At 64.9% G+C, this 17,540-nt stretch carries 14 protein-coding genes; all 14 read left to right on the top strand.

Translation table 11 applies throughout. From position 1 onward, the window contains the following. Positions 1 to 2 precede the first annotated feature (2 nt). The 14 genes from LB552_RS04405 (at position 3) to ftsZ (ending at position 17,426) form a co-directional block, all read left to right on the top strand. Positions 3 to 398, top strand: coding sequence for a hypothetical protein (locus LB552_RS04405; RefSeq protein WP_095768987.1), 396 nt, complete (start codon positions 3 to 5; stop codon positions 396 to 398). Beyond that, positions 395 to 2,116 carry a peptidoglycan D,D-transpeptidase FtsI family protein gene (locus LB552_RS04400; protein ID WP_224602107.1) on the top strand — a complete coding sequence of 574 codons (1,722 nt, stop codon included), beginning with the start codon at positions 395 to 397 and terminating at the stop codon, positions 2,114 to 2,116. Before LB552_RS04405 ends, LB552_RS04400 begins: the two co-directional genes overlap by 4 nt. A 54-nt stretch (positions 2,117 to 2,170) precedes the next feature. After that, a complete protein-coding gene (locus LB552_RS04395; protein ID WP_224602105.1) occupies positions 2,171 to 3,625 on the top strand; it encodes a UDP-N-acetylmuramoyl-L-alanyl-D-glutamate--2,6-diaminopimelate ligase in 1,455 nt (484 codons plus the stop codon). Next, a complete protein-coding gene (locus LB552_RS04390; protein WP_224602104.1) occupies positions 3,622 to 5,055 on the top strand; it encodes a UDP-N-acetylmuramoylalanyl-D-glutamyl-2,6-diaminopimelate--D-alanyl-D-alanine ligase in 1,434 nt (477 codons plus the stop codon). Before LB552_RS04395 ends, LB552_RS04390 begins: the two co-directional genes overlap by 4 nt. Positions 5,056 to 5,081: 26 nt before the next feature. Beyond that, the gene (gene mraY, locus LB552_RS04385) at positions 5,082 to 6,164 is read left to right on the top strand and encodes a phospho-N-acetylmuramoyl-pentapeptide-transferase (RefSeq protein WP_095768991.1); all 1,083 of its coding nucleotides are present in this window, start codon (positions 5,082 to 5,084) and stop codon (positions 6,162 to 6,164) included. 10 nt (positions 6,165 to 6,174) lie between these two features. Further along, the gene (gene murD, locus LB552_RS04380) at positions 6,175 to 7,575 is read left to right on the top strand and encodes a UDP-N-acetylmuramoyl-L-alanine--D-glutamate ligase (RefSeq protein WP_224544827.1); all 1,401 of its coding nucleotides are present in this window, start codon (positions 6,175 to 6,177) and stop codon (positions 7,573 to 7,575) included. Continuing rightward, a complete protein-coding gene (gene ftsW, locus LB552_RS04375) occupies positions 7,575 to 8,726 on the top strand; it encodes a putative lipid II flippase FtsW (RefSeq protein ID WP_140839705.1) in 1,152 nt (383 codons plus the stop codon). The genes murD and ftsW overlap by 1 nt, the downstream gene beginning before the upstream one ends. A 6-nt stretch (positions 8,727 to 8,732) precedes the next feature. After that, positions 8,733 to 9,857 carry an undecaprenyldiphospho-muramoylpentapeptide beta-N-acetylglucosaminyltransferase gene (gene murG / locus LB552_RS04370; protein WP_224602101.1) on the top strand — a complete coding sequence of 375 codons (1,125 nt, stop codon included), beginning with the start codon at positions 8,733 to 8,735 and terminating at the stop codon, positions 9,855 to 9,857. Then, complete coding sequence (murC, locus tag LB552_RS04365) at positions 9,854 to 11,260, top strand: UDP-N-acetylmuramate--L-alanine ligase (protein WP_224602099.1); 1,407 nt, start codon at positions 9,854 to 9,856, stop codon at positions 11,258 to 11,260. Before murG ends, murC begins: the two co-directional genes overlap by 4 nt. Then, positions 11,257 to 12,222, top strand: coding sequence for a UDP-N-acetylmuramate dehydrogenase (gene murB / locus LB552_RS04360; RefSeq protein WP_095768996.1), 966 nt, complete (start codon positions 11,257 to 11,259; stop codon positions 12,220 to 12,222). Before murC ends, murB begins: the two co-directional genes overlap by 4 nt. A gap of 312 nt (positions 12,223 to 12,534) precedes the next feature. Next, on the top strand, positions 12,535 to 13,461 hold the full coding sequence (locus LB552_RS04355; protein ID WP_095768997.1) for a D-alanine--D-alanine ligase: 927 nt from the start codon (positions 12,535 to 12,537) through the stop codon (positions 13,459 to 13,461). After that, entirely contained in the window at positions 13,449 to 14,393 is a 945-nt protein-coding gene (locus LB552_RS04350) for a cell division protein FtsQ/DivIB (RefSeq protein ID WP_224602098.1), read from the top strand. The genes LB552_RS04355 and LB552_RS04350 overlap by 13 nt, the downstream gene beginning before the upstream one ends. After that, positions 14,390 to 15,697 (top strand): cell division protein FtsA, encoded by a 1,308-nt coding sequence (gene ftsA, locus LB552_RS04345; protein ID WP_095768999.1) that lies wholly within the window; start codon positions 14,390 to 14,392, stop codon positions 15,695 to 15,697. Before LB552_RS04350 ends, ftsA begins: the two co-directional genes overlap by 4 nt. A 67-nt stretch (positions 15,698 to 15,764) precedes the next feature. Then, entirely contained in the window at positions 15,765 to 17,426 is a 1,662-nt protein-coding gene (ftsZ, locus tag LB552_RS04340) for a cell division protein FtsZ (RefSeq protein WP_224602096.1), read from the top strand. Positions 17,427 to 17,540 lie beyond the last annotated feature (114 nt).

The raw sequence follows: 17,540 nt of genomic DNA, 5'->3' as shown, positions 1-17,540 counted from the left end.
ACGTGTTTCGTACCAGCGACATAGTCCTGATCGCCGTCATGGTCTCGGCCGCGGCGCTGACCTACAAAACGAAGCGCGAAGCCGAAGAGCAACAGGCGGCGGTGCAGAAGATCCAGGCGCAGATCCACTACGAGGAAGAGACCATCGATCTCCTCAAGGCGGATTGGAGCCTGCTCACTCAGCCGTCGCGACTGCAGAAGCTTGCCGACGTCTATAAGAGCCAGCTCGGGCTCGAACCGGTCAACGCGCACCAGATCGGCGGGCTCGACGACATTCCCGTGAAACCCGTGACCATCGAAGACCTCTCCTCGCAGCAGCTTGGCGGCATGGCCGACAATTCGGGCAAGGAGCCCTCGGACGGCAAGGATCCGGTGGTCACCGGGAGCACCGTTCAATGATTGGCCTTCCAAGGATCGGCAGCCTGCTGACGCGCCGGAAGAAGCAGGCTGAGGACGGCTCGATCGTCGTCGACGCCGCCCGCAAGGCGACTGGCGGCAAGGCCAAGACGCGCATCGTCATGACCATGGCGGTGTTCTTCACCATCTATTCAACCATTGCCGGCCGGCTCGTCTATCTCGGGCTGCAGAATCCCGATCTTTCGGGCGGCCCGGAGAACCGCGTCACTGCATCGCGTCCGGATATCGTCGACCGCAATGGCGAGGTGCTGGCGACCGACATCAAGACGGCGTCGCTGTTTGCCGAGCCGCGCCGCATTGTAGACGCCGACGAAGCGATCGAGAGATTGTCGACCGTGCTGCCGGAGATCGACTACGAGCAGACCTATCGCAAGCTCAAGAGCGGCGCCGGCTTCGTCTGGTTGCAGCGCCAGCTGACGCCGAAGCAGCAGGCCGACATCCTGGCGCTGGGCGTTCCCGGCCTCGGCTTCCGCACCGAAAAGCGCCGCTTCTATCCGAGCGGCGAGACCTCGTCCTATATCGTCGGCCTCACCAACATCGACAACCAGGGCATCTCCGGCATGGAGAAGTATATCGACGAGCAGGGGCTGAGCGACCTGCAGGCGTCGGGGCTCGCCGTGGCCAAGGATCTCAAGCCGGTCAAGCTTTCGATCGATCTGCGCGTCCAGCATGTGGTGCGCGACGAGATCGCCGCCGGCCTGGAGCGCTATCGCGCTATCGGCGCCGGCGCCGTCGTGCTGAACATCAAGACCGGCGAAGTGATCGCCATGGCCTCGGTGCCGGATTTCGACCCGAACAATCCTTACAACGCCCAAGAGAAAGACCGGCTGAACCGCATGTCGGCCGGGCTCTACGAGATGGGCTCGACCTTCAAGAGCTTCACCTCGGCCATGGCGCTGGATTCCGGCAAGGCCACAATGAACAGCCGCTTCGACGCGTCGCATCCGATCCGGGTCGGCCATCAGGCCATCCACGATTTCCACGGCAAGAACCGCGTGCTGTCGCTGCCGGAAGTGTTTCTCTTTTCGTCCAACATCGGGTCGGCCAGGGAGGCCGAGCTGGTCGGCATCGAGGGGCATCGCGAATTCCTGCACCGCCTTGGGATTCTGGACCGGATGCAGACCGAACTGCCGGAAGTCGCCCGCCCGACCGAACCCAAGGTCTGGAAACAGGTCAACTCGTTCACCATCGCCTTCGGCCACGGCGTGTCGACGACGCCTCTGCAGGCCGCCGTCGGCTGCGCGGCGCTGATGCAGGGCTATCTGATCGAGCCGACATTCCTGGTCCGCAGCGAGGAGGAGGCCATGGCGGTGGCCAAGAGAGTGGTCAGCGACAAGACGGTCGGAGGCATGCGCTACCTCTATACGCTCAACGCCGAGAAGGGCTCGGCCAGAAACGCCAGGGCCCCCGGCTACCGGGTCGGTGGAAAGACAGGAACGGCCGAGAAGGTCATCAACGGCCGCTACTCCAAGGAGTTGAACTTCAACACCTTCGTCGCCGCCTTCCCGATGGACGATCCGCAATTTCTGGTGTTCACGATCGCCGACGCTCCTCATCCGGAAAAGCCCGGGATGACCGACGTCGCCGCCAACAATGCGGGAGTTATGGCTGGCAATATCATCAGGCGTTCTGCGGCCATGCTTGGCGTGAAGCCAGATTTCAGCCATGAAAATGGTGCAACGCTGGTTTCCTATCAGTGATTCTTGGGGCGCGCCGGCAACTGCGCGCTATTTTGTTGCGGTGAACGGGACTCAATGCATTTAAAAGATCTAGCCGGCATCCTGCCTGTCGAGGGAACAGCTTCCCCCGATCTGGAGGTGACCGGACTTTCCTCCGATTCCCGCGCGGTCGAGACCGGCGTCGTCTTCTTCGCGCTTGCCGGCAGCAAGGCCGATGGCTCGACCTATGCCGCCGATGCCGCGGCCCGCGGCGCGGCTGCGATCGTTACCGGCAAGGGCGCGAGCGTCTCCAGCCTGTCGATCCCGGTCCTTGCCGTCGATGATCCGCGCCTGGCGCTGGCGCTCAGCGCAGCGCGCTTCTTCGGACGCCAGCCGCAGACAATGGTCGCCGTCACCGGCACCGCCGGCAAGACATCCGTCGCCGCCTTCACTCGCCAGATCTGGGAGCAGGCGGGTTTTGCCGCCGCCTCGATCGGCACGACCGGCGTCGTAGCGCCCGGCCGCAACGAATATGGCTCGCTGACGACGCCCGACCCGGTGGCGCTGCACCGATTGCTCAAGGAGCTGGCGGATGCGGGCGTCACCCACGCCTCGATGGAAGCTTCGAGCCACGGCCTCGACCAGCGCCGCCTCGACGGGGTGAAGCTGGCGGCCGGCGCTTTCACCAATCTCGGCCGCGACCACATGGATTACCATCCGACAGTGGGGGATTATCACCGCGCCAAGCTGCGCCTGTTCGACACGCTGCTGCCGAAGGGCGCGCCCGCCATCGTCTTTGCCGACGATCCGTGGTCGGAGCCGACCATCGAAGCCGCGAAAGCGGCGGGGCTGGAAGTGCTGACCGTCGGCCGCCATGGCGATTTCCTGACGCTGAAGCGGGTCGAGCATGAGCGGCATCGCCAGCGCGCCGAAATCGTGGCCGACAGCGTGCTGCACGAGGTCGACCTGCCTTTGGCCGGCGATTTCCAGATCGCCAACGCGCTGGTCTCGGCCGGGCTTGCTATCGCGACTGGAACACCCGCGGGCAAGGCCTTGGCGGCATTGGAGAAATTGAAGGGTGCGCCGGGCCGGCTCGACCTCGTCGGCGCCACCGCGGCCGGCGCTCCCGTTTATGTCGACTACGCCCACAAGCCCGATGCGCTGGAGAATGTGCTGACCTCGGTCCGGCCTTTCACCACGGGGCGCGTCGTCGTGGTGTTCGGTTGCGGCGGCGACCGCGACCGGGGAAAAAGGCCGATCATGGGCGAGATCGCGACCCGGCTCGCCGATGTCGTCATCGTCACCGACGACAACCCGCGTACGGAAGTGCCCGAGACCATCCGCGCGGCGATCCTTGCTGCCGCGCCCGGCGCCATCGAGATCGGCGACCGCCGCAAGGCGATCCACGAGGCGGTGGCGATGCTTCGCGCTGGCGACACGCTCATCGTCGCCGGCAAGGGACATGAGGAAGGCCAGACCGTCGGCACCGAAACCTTTCACTTCTCCGACCATGAGGAAGTGCGTGAGGCGCTCAAGGAGCGTGCCGCATGAACCTGCTGTGGACGTCGGAAGCGCTGGTCGAAGCCATGGGCGGCAGGCCGATCGGCTTGCTGCCGGAGGGCATCACCGGCATTTCGATCGACAGCCGCAGCCTGGAGCCGGGAAACGCCTTCTTCGCCATCAAGGGCGAAGCGATGGACGGCCATGATTTCGCGACAGCGGCGGTCAAAGCCGGAGCGGCGGTGCTGGTCGTCGCCGAGGGCAAGCTGCCGTCGCTCGGCCGGCTAACGGCGCCGATGATCGTCGTGCAGGACGTGCTCGCGGCCCTCGAGAAGCTCGGCGTGGCGGCGCGGGCTCGCTCGAAGGCCAGGATCATCGCGGTCACCGGCTCGGTCGGCAAGACGACCACCAAGGAAGCGCTGCGGCATGTGCTGTCGGCGGTCGGCAAGGTGCATGCTTCGGCGCAGTCGTTCAACAACCATTGGGGCGTGCCGCTGACGCTGGCGCGCATGCCGCAGGACTGCGACTATGCCGTCTTCGAGATCGGCATGAACCATCCAGGCGAGATCCGGCCGCTGGTAAAGATGGTCAGGCCGCATGTCGCCATCGTGACCATAATCGCCGCCGCTCATCTCGGCTTCTTCAAGAATCTGGACGAGATCGCCATGGCCAAGGCCGAGATTTTCGAGGGAATCGAGCCGGGTGGCGCCGCGCTGCTGAACCGCGACGATCCACGCTGGAGGCTGCTCGGCAAAATGGCGAAAGAGGCGGGTGTCGAGCATGTCTTCGGCTTCGGCGAAAATGTCCGCTCGGCGTTCCGCCTTGTCGGCTGCGAGCTTCATGCCGACCATTCCGACATCGCCGTCAAGATCGGCAAGAAAGACCTGACGGCTCGTGTCGGGGCGCCCGGCCGCCATATCGTGCAGAACGTGCTGGCGGTGCTAGGCGCCGCGCAGCTGGTCGGCGCCGACCTCGACAAGGTCGCGGCGGCACTGGCAGATCTTTCGGCCGAGCGCGGGCGGGGCCGGCGCCATATCCTGCATCATCCCAACGGGCCGATCACGCTGATCGACGAGAGCTACAACGCCAATCCGGCATCGATGGCGGCGGCAATGGCGCTGCTCAACGCCACGCCGGTCGCGGGCGAGGGCCGGCGCATCGCCGTGCTCGGCGACATGCTGGAGCTCGGCAGCCATTCGGCAGATCTCCACGCAGCGCTTGCCAAGCTGATCGTCGGCACGGGCACGCGCAACGTCTTTCTCGGCGGGCCGGAAATGCAGGCGCTGGCCGAGGCCCTGCCGTCAGACATTGCAACCGAGTATCGATCGCGAGCGGAAGAACTGAAGCCGATCGTGATCGCCGCGCTCAGGCCCGGCGACGTGGTGATGGTCAAGTCGTCGAAGGGCATCGGGTTTTCAAAGCTGGTCGAGGCATTGCTCGGCAAATTTCCGGCGGAAGCCACAAACATTAAGCCGGCCTAGGTCGGGCTCCGGGGGACGGAAGGACCATGTTCACACTGCTCGTCGATTTCGCGGACAAGATCTCGTTCTTCAACGTCTTCCGCTACATCACTTTTCGTACAGGTGGCGCGCTGATCACGTCTGCGCTGATCGTCTTCATCTTTGGGCCGACGATCATCAATTCGCTGCGCCTGCGGCAAGGCAAGGGCCAGCCGATCCGCGCCGACGGCCCGCAGACGCATTTCAAGAAGGCTGGAACGCCGACCATGGGCGGGCTGATGATCCTGTCCGGCATCATCGGTTCGTCGCTCTTATGGGCAAACCTGTCCAGCATCTATGTCTGGGTCGTGTTGCTGGTCACCGTCGGCTTCGGCTCGATCGGCTTCTACGACGACTATCTCAAGGTCACCAAGCAGTCGCATCTGGGCTTCTCCGGCAAGGCTCGCCTGGCGATCGAGTTCGTCATCGCCGCCATCGCGGCCTGGGTGATCATGCATAACGGCCAGGCGCCGTTCTCGTCGTCGCTGACGTTCCCTTTCGCCAAGGAATTCCTGATCAATCTCGGCTGGTTCTTCGTGCCGTTCTCCTGCTTCGTGATCGTCGGCGCCGGCAATGCGGTGAACCTGACCGACGGCCTCGACGGCCTGGCGATCGTGCCGATCATGATCGCGGCGGCGTCCTTCGGCGTCATCGCCTATTTGTCGGGCAACGCAGTGTTCGCCGAATATCTGCAGATCCATTTCGTTCCCGGCACCGGCGAGCTCGCCGTCGTGCTCGGCGCGGTGATCGGCGCGGGCCTCGGCTTCCTTTGGTTCAACGCGCCGCCGGCCGCGATCTTCATGGGCGACACCGGCTCGCTGGCGATGGGCGGGCTGATCGGCACCATCGCGGTCGCTACCAAGCACGAGATCGTGCTGGTGATCGTCGGCGGCCTGTTCGTGGTCGAGATCCTGTCGGTCATCATCCAGGTCGGCTATTTCAAGATGACCGGCAAGCGCGTCTTCCTGATGGCGCCGATCCATCACCATTTCGAAAAGCTCGGCTGGACCGAAAGCCAGGTGGTGATACGCTTCTGGATCATTGCCGTCATCCTGGCGCTGGTCGGCCTGTCCACCCTCAAGCTCAGATAGGACTCGCTGCTTGATCCCCGCTGCTTCCTTTTCAGGCAAACGCATTTCGCTCTTCGGGCTTGGCGGCTCGGGGATCGCCACGGCGCATGCGCTGATCGCCGGCGGCGCCGAGGTGCTGGCCTGGGACGACAATCCGGACAGCGTCGCCAAGGCAGCGGCGGCGGGGATTACGACCGGAGATCTGCGCGCGGCCGACTGGCCACATTTCGCCGCCTTCGTGCTGTCGCCGGGGGTGCCGCTGACGCATCCGAAGCCGCATTGGACGGTGGAACTGGCGCGGGGCGCCGGCGTCGAGGTGATCGGCGATATCGAGCTGTTCTGCCGCGAACGCAACAGCCACGCGCCGGCAGCACCCTTCATCGCGATTACCGGCACCAACGGCAAGTCGACGACCACGGCGCTGACGGCGCATATCCTGAAGTCGGCAGGCCGCGACACGCAGATGGGCGGCAATATCGGTCGTGCCGTCATGACGCTCGATCCGCCCGAGCCGACGCGGCACTATGTGGTCGAGTGCTCGTCCTACCAGATCGATCTCGCGCCCTCCATCAATCCGACCGCCGGCATCCTGCTCAACCTTACGCCAGACCATCTCGACCGGCACGGCACGATGGCGCATTACGCCTCGATCAAGGAGAGACTGGTCGCCGGCAGCGACACCGCGATCGTCGGCGTCGACGATTCCTGGTGCGCCCAGATCGCCGACCGGCTGGAGCGCGCCGGCCGGCAGGTCATCCGCATTTCCAAGCGCCTGCCTTTGACCGACGGCTATTTCGCCGACGGCACCAATCTGATGGAAGCCGTGCACGGCCGCTACAGCCGCGTCGCCTTCCTCGAAGGCATCGGGTCGCTGCGCGGCCAGCACAACGCGCAGAACGCGCTGGCCGCCGTCGCCGCGTGCCTGAGGATCGGGCTCGATCTCGGCGAGATCCAGGCGGGGCTCGAAAGCTTCCCCGGACTGGCGCATCGCATGGAGCAGGTCGGCCGCAAGGACCATGTGCTGTTCGTCAACGATTCCAAGGCGACCAATGCCGATGCGGCCGCACCCGCGCTGTCGAGCTTCAACCGCGTCTACTGGATCGCCGGCGGCCTGCCCAAGGAAGGCGGCATCGAGCCGCTGCGCGGCTTCTTCCCGCGCATCGCCAAGGCCTATCTGATCGGCGAGGCGGCGCCCGCCTTCTCGGCGACGCTCGGCGAGGCGGTACCTTACGAAATATCCGGAACGCTGGCGGCGGCGGTCGAGCATGCCGCCAACGACGCGGCAAAGGACACCGGCGGCGAGGCCGTGGTGCTGCTTTCGCCGGCTTGCGCCAGTTTCGACCAGTTCAAGAATTTCGAAGTTCGCGGCGAAGCCTTCAGGCAAGCTGCGACTGCTATTGATGGGGTGAAATCCATCGGAGGGCCACGTTGATGCAAAGCCGTCTCGACAAAAGTCCTGTCGCCACCTGGTGGTGGACGATCGATCGCTGGTTCCTGGCGGCATTCCTGTCGCTGATGGGACTGGGCATCGTGCTGTCTTTCGCCGCAAGTCCGGCGGTGGCCGAGCGCATCGGCCTCGACAGCTTCCACTTCGCCACACGCCAGATCATCTTCACCATCCCGGCGCTTATCGTGATGCTGGCAGTCTCTTTCCTGGAGGCGCGGCAGATAAGGCGCATGTCGCTGGTGATGATCTGCATCATGCTGGTGCTGATGGTGGCGGTGCTCTACATCGGCGTCGAGGTGAAGGGGGCGCGTCGCTGGGTATCGCTCGCCGGTCTTTCCATCCAGCCGTCCGAGTTCCTGAAACCGGCCTTCGTCATCATCTGCGCCTGGCTGTTTGCGGAGCACAGACGCCAGCCAGACATTCCCGGCAATTTGTTCGCCATGCTTTTGCTGGCGCTGGTCATCTCGCTTCTGGTGGCTCAGCCCGATCTCGGCCAGACCATGCTGGTGCTGGGCACCTGGGGCGTGATGTTCTTCATGGCTGGCCTGCCCTGGTTCTGGATCGTCGCGCTGGGGGCTGCCGGGGTCGGCGGCGTGTTCGCGGCCTATACGGTGTTTCCGCACGTCGCCGCGCGCATCGACAAGTTCATGACCGGCGAAGGCGACACCTTCCAGGTCGATATGGGCCGCGAGGCGCTGATCAATGGCGGCTGGTTCGGCGTCGGCCCGGGCGAGGGCACGGTGAAGCGGGTCATCCCCGACAGCCACGCCGACTTCGTCTTCTCGGTCGCCGGCGAGGAGTTCGGCCTCATAATGTGCTTCTTCATCATGTCGATCTTCGCCTTCATCGTGCTGCGCGGCCTGAGCATCGCGCTCAAGGAGCAGGACGATTTCACCCGCTATGGGGTGGGCGGCCTCGTCACCGTCTTCGGCCTGCAATCGGCCATCAACATGTGCGTGAACCTGCAGCTGATGCCGGCCAAGGGCATGACGCTGCCCTTCATCTCCTATGGCGGCTCCTCGCAGATCGCCATCGCCGTCTCGATGGGCATGGTTCTCGCCTTGACGCGCAAGCGTCCGGAAAAGCGCAAGCAGATGGGCTTCGTCCTTTCGCAGCGCGCAATGCCGGCGGAATGAGGCAGGATGGCGAAGGGTGTCATCCTGCTTGCGGCCGGCGGAACGGGCGGACATCTGTTTCCGGCCGAGGCGCTGGCGCATGAGCTGATCGAGCGCGGCTGGAAGGTGCATCTTGCCACCGACAATCGCGCCGAGCGCTATTCCCGCCATTTCCCGGCAGCCGACATTCACACCATCCCCTCGGCAACGCTGGGTTCGAAGAACCCGGTCGCCATGCTCTCGGCCTTCTGGAAGATCTGGCAGGGCGTGCGGGAGGCCGGCCGTGTAATCGCCAGGATCAAGCCGGAGGCTGTCGTCGGCTTCGGCGGCTATCCGACGCTGCCGCCGCTCTATGCCGCGACAAGGCGAAAAGTGCCGACGCTGATCCATGAGCAGAACGCCGTCATGGGCCGCGCCAACAAGGCGCTTGCCGGCCGCGTGGATGCGATTGCCGGCGGTTTCCTGCCGGAAGGCGCAAGCGCTGACGGCGCAAAGACGGTGACCACCGGCAATCCGGTCAGGCCGCAGGTCCTCGATGCGGCGAAAACGCCTTACGTGGTTTCGAACGAGGGCGAGCCGTTCCGCTTCCTGGTGTTCGGCGGCAGTCAGGGCGCGCAGTTCTTTTCCGATGCGGTGCCCGCGGCGATCGCGCTGCTGCCGCAAAACCTGCGCAAGCGGCTGGTCATCACCCAGCAGGCGCGCGCCGACGATGTGGCGCGGGTGAAGGCCGCCTATGCCGATCTCGGGGTCGACATCCAGGTCTCGCCCTTCTTCACCGACATGGCGGCGCGCATCGGGGCGGCGCATCTGGTGATGTCGCGTTCCGGCGCCTCGACGGTTTCGGAAATCGCCGTCATCGGCCGGCCGGCACTGCTGGTGCCTTATCCGCACGCGCTCGACCACGATCAGGCGGCGAATGCGGCAGCCCTTGCCGCCGCCGGGGGAGCCGAGCTCCATCCGCAGTCGACGCTGTCGGCGGCGCGCATCGCCGAGCTGGTCGGCGGGCTGGTCAAGGACCCGAACCGGCTGGCGACCATGGCCGCCGCCGCCCGCTCGGCCGGGAAACCGAACGCGGCGCGGTTGCTCGCCGATCTGACAGAGGCTATTGCGTCCGGCAAAACGGTTTCGGACTACAGGAGGACGCGCCCATGAAGATGCCGCAGACGATCGGCCTTGTGCATTTCATCGGCATCGGCGGCATCGGCATGAGCGGCATCGCCGAGGTGCTGCACAATCTGGGCTACAAGGTGCAAGGGTCCGACCAGGCCGACGGCGCCAATGTGCAGCGGTTGCGCGACAAGGGCATCGAATGCTTCGTCGGTCACAAGGTCGAGAATGTCGGCGATGCCGAAGTCGTGGTTGTTTCGACCGCGATCAAGAAGTCCAACCCTGAGCTCAAGGCCGCGCGCGAGAAGCTTTTGCCGATCGTGCGCCGGGCCGAGATGCTGGCCGAACTGATGCGTTTCCGCCAGGCGGTCGCCATCGGCGGCACGCATGGCAAGACGACGACCACCTCGATGGTGGCGACGCTGCTCGAGGCCGGCGGGCTCGACCCGACCGTCATCAATGGCGGCATCATCAACGCCTACGGCACCAATGCCCGCATGGGCGACGGCGAGTGGATGGTGGTCGAAGCCGACGAGAGCGACGGCACCTTCCTGAAACTGCCGGCCGACATCGCCGTCGTCACCAACATCGATCCCGAGCATCTCGACCACTATGGGAGCTTCGACAAGGTGCGCGAGGCGTTCCGCCAGTTCGTCGAGAACGTGCCGTTCTACGGTTTCGGCGTGATGTGCACCGACCATCCGGAAGTGCAGGCGCTGGTCGGCCGCATCGAGGATCGGCGCGTCATCACCTATGGCGAGAACGCGCAGGCCGACGTGCGCTTCACCAATCATCGCATGCAAGGCGCGATTTCCGAATTCGATATCGTCATCCGCGATCGCAAGGGGCGGGGCACGACGTCGATAAATGACCTGCGCCTGCCGATGCCCGGCCGGCACAACGTCTCCAACGCGACGGCGGCGATCGCTGTGGCGCATGAGCTTGGCCTCTCGGCCGAGGCGATCAAGAAGGGCCTTTCGTCCTTCGCGGGCGTCAAGCGGCGCTTCACCCGTACCGGCTCGTGGAACGGTGTCGAGGTGTTCGACGATTACGGCCACCACCCGGTCGAGATCGCGGCGGTGCTGAAGGCCGCGCGCAGCGCGACCAAGGGGCGTGTCATCGCCATCGCGCAGCCGCATCGCTTCACCCGGCTTCACGATCTCTTCGAGGAATTCTCGGTCTGCTTCAACGACGCCGACACGGTCATGGTGGCGCCGGTCTACGCGGCCGGCGAGGAACCCATCGAAGGCGTGACTTCCGACGCGTTGGTGTCGCGCATCCGCTCCGGCGGCCACCGCGACGCACGCTATATCGATGGTCAGGCAGCAATCGCGCCCGCCATTCGCGAGCTTGCCAAGCCCGGCGATTTCGTCGTCTTCCTCGGCGCCGGCAACATCACGCAATGGGCCTATGCGCTGCCCAAGGAACTTGGTGGGACGCCCTCATGATGCGCGGCCAGGACCTGATCGACAAACTCGGCGACAAGCTTGCCGGCCTGCGTGGCCGTATCACGCCGAACGCCGAGATGGACAAGATCACCTGGTTCCGGGCCGGCGGCCTCGCCGAGGCGCTGTTCCAGCCGGCCGACGAGGAGGACCTCGCGGCCTTCCTGCGCGCGGTGCCGGAAGAGATACCGGTCGTGGTGGTCGGCGTCGGCTCGAACCTTCTGGTGCGCGACGGCGGCATTCCGGGTTTTGTCGTCAGGCTCTCGGCCAAGGGTTTCGGCGAGGCCGAGACCACCGGGCCGACCACGATCAAAGCCGGCGCGGCGACGCCGGACAAGCGCCTCGCGGCGGTGGCGTATGAAGCCGGCATTGGCGGTTTCCATTTCTATCACGGCATTCCTGGCGCTGTCGGCGGCGCGCTCAGGATGAATGCCGGCGCCAACGGCGTCGAGACGCGTGAGCGGGTCGTCGAGGTGAGGGCCCTGGACCGCAGGGGCAATCTCCATACGCTGAGCAATGCCGATATGGGCTATGCCTATCGCCATTCGTCCGCGCCTGCAGGACTGATCTTCACCTCTGCCATTTTCGAAGGGTTTGCGGAAGACAAGGCGGCGATCAAGGCGGCAATGGATGCCGTGCAGAACCATCGCGAGACGGTGCAGCCGATCAGGGAGAAGACCGGCGGCTCGACCTTCCAGAATCCGGAAGGCACCTCGGCGTGGAAGGAGATCGACAAGGCCGGCTGCCGCGGGCTGATGATTGGCGGCGCGCAGATGTCGCCGATGCATTGCAACTTCATGATCAACACCGGCACGGCCACCGGCTACGACCTCGAATATCTGGGCGAGACGGTGCGGGCGCGGGTGCTCGAGAATTCGGGCATCCGGCTGCACTGGGAGATCAAGCGCCTCGGCAATTTCAGGCCCGGCCATGCGGTGCAGGAGTTTCTCGGGCAGCTTCTTTAGCTTAGGCTTAAGTTCATGTGATGCTTGAACTTCCAGCGACCTGAAACGGCCGTAGAACCGTTGCCTCAAAGACTCACAATTCACTTTTTGCGGCTGTTTTCGCGGAAAGTGAATCTCTCGGAATCATAGGTACTTGCCAGCGAATCAACTCTCTGATTCTCTGCCCTAAAGCGTTTCCTGATTTGAGTCGTTCGACGCGTTAAGCCGCGTTTTCCGTCTGGGGGGGCAACCTGCCGGAGGGCTCGGACTCAATGTTTGGAAATGCGGTGCGGGAATATCGGTTGCAGGCCCGGCGTGAGAGGGGATGACGGGATGAAGAAGAAACATGTGGCTGTCCTCCTGGGTGGATTCTCCTCGGAGCGGCCCGTGTCTCTGTCCTCGGGGAAGGCGTGTGCGGATGCGCTCGAGAATGAAGGCTATCAGGTCACCCGGGTCGATGTTTCGCGCGATGTCGGGTCTGTGCTTGCCGAGCTCAAGCCTGACGTCGCCTTCAACGCGCTGCACGGCCCGTTCGGCGAGGACGGCACCATCCAGGGAATTCTCGAATATCTCGCAATTCCCTACACCCATTCGGGTGTGCTCGCTTCGGCCTTGGCCATGAACAAGGAGCAGGCCAAGAAAATCGCCAAGGCGTCCGGCATTCCGGTCGCGGAGTCGAAGGTGGTCAACCGCTTCGCCGTCCAGAACAAGCATCCGATGAAGCCGCCTTATGTGGTCAAGCCGGTCAATGAGGGGTCGAGCTTCGGCGTGGTCATCGTGCATGAGGGGCAGTCGCATCCGCCGCAGGTGATCGGCTCCACGGAATGGCAATATGGCGAGATCGTCATGGTCGAGCGCTACATTCATGGCCGCGAATTGACCTGCGCGGTGATGGGCGATGTGGCGCTCGGCGTCTGCGAGATCATCCCGACCGGACATTCCTTCTACGATTATGATTCAAAATACGTTCCCGGCGGATCAAAACACGAAATCCCTGCTAAAATTTCACCGAATATTTACCAAAAAATACAGACACTGGCCCTCAAGGCTCATCTTGCCATTGGTTGCCGGGGCGTCTCCCGATCGGACTTCCGTTACGACGATCGCCACTCCGAAAACGGCGAGGTTGTCTGGCTCGAGGTCAACACTCAGCCGGGCATGACGCCGACGTCTCTGGTGCCTGAAATCGCCGCGCAAGCGGGACATTCGTTCGGCGATTTGTTGAGTTGGATGGTGGAGGACGCTTCGTGTCTGCGTTGAGGTTGCGGCAGGGTAATGGCGTCGGCGCGGCTGGTCTCGCGCTGTTCGGTATGTCGCTGTCATTCGACCGTTTCGTTTTGCCGCGTCAGCTCCGCCGGCCGATGCGCGTGCTGGCGCGCCTGTGCGGCGGCGAGTATGAGGCGCCGCGCTTTTCGGCGGCGATCCTTTCCGCCGCGCTGATCGCGTCGAGCAGCGCCTATGGTGCCTATCTCGGCGGCTACGCCGACAGCATCGTGCAAGGCATCACGGCGCGCGCCGGCTTTGCCGTCGACCAGATCAAGGTGGTCGGCAACCGCCAGACCTCCGAGATCGATGTGCTGGACCGGCTCGGCCTCGACGGCTGGACCTCGCTGATCGGCTTCGATGCCGAGGCCGCGCGCGCGCGCATCGCGACGCTGCCGTGGGTCGAGGGAGCCGCGGTGCGCAAGATCTACCCGCATTCGCTGGAAGTTCGCATAGAGGAGCGCCAACCCTTCGCGCTTTGGCAGCAGGGCACCTCGGTCTCGGTCATCGAGCGATCGGGCGAGATGATCGCGCCGTTCTCGGGCGGCAAGCAGGCGCTGCTGCCGCTGATCATCGGCACCGGCGCGCCGGCCATGGCGCCGGCCTTCCTCGCCAAGATCGAGCGCTATCCCGAGCTTGCGGCGCGGGTCAAAGGCTACATTCGGGTCGGCGAACGGCGCTGGGACCTGAGGCTTGAGAACGGCGTCACGATCAAGCTGCCGGAAGACGGCGAAGATCAGGCGATCGCCGAGCTCGTCAAGATCGACCATGACAACGGATTGCTGACCCGCGACATCGCCGCCGTCGACATGCGGCTTTCCGACCGGCTGGTCGTGGAGCTGTCGCCGGAAGCGGCGACACAGCGCGAAGCAGCGCTCAGCGACAAGCCGAAGTCCCTGGCCAAGCGCAAGGTGGAGAGAAAGATATGAGCTGGCTTGGCGGCGGCAGCGACGCTTCTTCGCGCCGATCGGGCACGCTCACTGTGCTCGATGTCGGCTCCAGCAAGGTCTGCTGCGTCGTGGCGAAGCTGAAGCCGAACGAGGACGGCAAGCTGCTGCGCGGACGTTCGCATCGCATCCAGGTGATCGGCATCGGCCACCAGAAATCGCAAGGCGTGAAGTCCGGCGTGGTGGTCGATCTCGATCGCGCCGAGCATGCCATTCGGCTTGCCGTCGATGCGGCCGAGCGCATGGCCGGGCTCACCGTCGATTCCCTCATCGTCAACATGACGGCCGGCCGGCTGAAGAGCGAAGCCTTCTCGGCGACCATCAATCTCGGCGGCCATCAGGTCGAGGAAGTCGACATCAAGCGCGTGCTCGCCGCCGGCGCCAAGCAGGCGCTCAGGGCCGAGCGCGAGGTGATCCATTCGCTGCCCGTCGGTTTCTCGCTCGACGGCGAGCGCGGCATGCGCGACCCGCGCGGCATGATGGGCGATGCGCTTGGCGTCGACATGCATGTGCTGACGGGCGACGCGGCGCCGATGCGAAATCTGGAGCTTTGCATCAACCGCTCGCATCTGTCGGTCGAGCGCATGGTGGCAACGCCCTATGCCAGCGGGCTTGCCTCGCTGGTCGACGACGAGCTCGAAATGGGCGCAGCCTGCATCGATATGGGCGGCGGCACGACGACCATCTCGGTCTTCTCGGAGGGCAAGTTCGTCCATGGCGACGCGATCGCCATCGGCGGCAACCATGTGACGCTCGACATGGCCAAGGGCCTGTCGACCTCGCTCGATGCCGCGGAACGGCTGAAGGTGATGCATGGCTCGGCGCTGCCCGGCAGCGCCGACGACCGCGACCTCGTCTCAATCCAGCCGATCGGCGAGGAAGGCGATGTGCCGCTGCAGATCCCGCGCTCGGTAATGACGCGCATCATCCGCGCCCGCATCGACGAGACGCTGGAGCTTCTGCGCGACCGGCTGAACAAGTCCGGCTACGGCAATGCCGTCGGCAAGCGGGTGGTGCTCACCGGCGGCGCAAGCCAGCTCGCCGGCCTGCCGGAAGCGGCGCGCCGCATTCTCGGGCGCAATGTGCGCATCGGCCGGCCGCTCGGCGTCGCAGGCCTGCCGGAGGCGGCCAAGGGACCGGCGTTCTCGACCCCGGTCGGACTGATGATCTATCCGCAGATGGCGAGCTTCGAGAGCCATTCGGCGAAAGGACTTTCCGGTTTCAGGATGACCGGAACGGGCGGAAAACTGCATCGCATGAGTCAGTGGTTGAGAGACAGTTTTTAATTTGACGGGGACAGCCCCACAGGCGGCCGCAGCGGCGAGGCGGCGGGAAAGGCAAAGGACGGAGACAATGACCATCAATCTGCAGAAGCCGGACATCACCGAGCTCAAGCCACGCATCACCGTGTTCGGTGTCGGCGGCGGCGGCGGCAATGCCGTGAACAACATGATCACAGCCGGCCTGCGCGGCGTCGAGTTCGTGGTGGCCAACACCGACGCGCAGGCGCTGACGATGTCCAAGGCCGAGCGGCTGATCCAGCTCGGTGCGCATGTCACCGAAGGCCTCGGCGCCGGCTCGCAGCCGGAAGTCGGCCGCGCGGCGGCGGAAGAGTGCATCGACGAGATCATCGATCATCTCTCCAACACCCATATGTGCTTCGTCACCGCCGGCATGGGCGGCGGCACCGGCACGGGCGCCGCTCCGGTCGTTGCCCGCGCGGCGCGCGAGAAGGGCATCCTCACCGTCGGCGTCGTCACCAAGCCGTTCCATTTCGAGGGTCAGCGCCGCATGAAGACGGCCGACATGGGCATCGAGGAACTGCAGAAATGCGTCGATACGCTCATCGTCATCCCCAACCAGAACCTGTTCCGGCTGGCCAATGACAAGACCACCTTCGCCGATGCCTTCGCAATGGCCGACCAGGTGCTCTACTCGGGCGTCGCCTGCATCACCGACCTGATGGTCAAAGAAGGCCTGATCAATCTCGACTTCGCCGACGTCCGCTCGGTGATGCGCGAGATGGGCAAGGCGATGATGGGCACGGGCGAAGCTTCGGGCGAGGGTCGCGCGATGGCCGCCGCTGAAGCCGCCATCGCCAACCCGCTGCTCGACGAGACCTCGATGAAGGGCGCCAAGGGCCTGCTGATCTCGATCACCGGCGGCCGCGATCTCACCCTGTTCGAGGTGGACGAGGCCGCGACCCGCATCCGCGAGGAAGTCGACCAGGACGCCAACATCATCCTGGGCGCCACCTTCGACGAAGAGCTGGAAGGCGTGATCCGCGTGTCGGTCGTCGCCACCGGCATCGACAAGTCGGCGGCCGAAATAGCGGCTGCGCCGATCTCGATTCGCGCGCCGCAGAAGCCGGCCGCCCGCCCGGCGGCGGCTCCGGTGGCAGAAATCCGGCCCGCTTCGGTTCAGCCGCAGGCCTATGAGCCGCGCGCGGCCGATCCGGTCGCGGAGGCGATCCAGCTTGCCGAGGCAAATGCCGCCGCCATGGCGCAGCCGCGCGCCGTGCCGATGGACGACTTCCGGCCGCAGAGCAAGATCTTCCAAGCCCCGCCTGCGCAGCCGCAGCCGCAGCCGGTGGTGCCGCAGCAGGTCATGCAGCAGCCCGCGCCGCAGCGCGAGATGCCGCAGCCGGTGGCCGCGGCGCCGCAGCGTATGCCGCGCGTGGAAGACTTTCCGCCGGTGGTAAGGGCTGAAGTCGAAGCCAAGAGCCGGCCGGCGGACCATGAGAACAGTGGTCCGATGGGGCTGATCAAGCGGCTGACCAACGGCCTTACCCGCCGCGAGGAAGAGCCGGCCCGGCTCCAGCCGGCGCAGCCGCGCGAGCCGAAGCTGCGTCAGGCCGCGCCCGAGATGCGCCGTCTCGCCAGCCAGGATCCTGCGCTCTATGCGCCGCGCCGCGGCCAGCTCGACGACCAGGGCCGGCTGACGCCGCAGGCCCGCACAGTCCAGGAAGACGACCAGCTGGAAATCCCGGCCTTCCTGCGCCGCCAGGCCAACTGATCGATACGGCGGACCGCCAATCGTTAACGGTATATAACAGTTGTTAACAGGCATACGAGAAATCGTCTGCCTGTTTCTTTTGCAAAAGACATTTAAAAACAAGGCTTTACGAGC

Source organism: Mesorhizobium sp. CA7, assembly GCF_020165015.1.
Lineage (GTDB): Bacteria > Pseudomonadota > Alphaproteobacteria > Rhizobiales > Rhizobiaceae > Mesorhizobium.
This window is presented reverse-complemented; position numbering and strand designations above follow the sequence as displayed.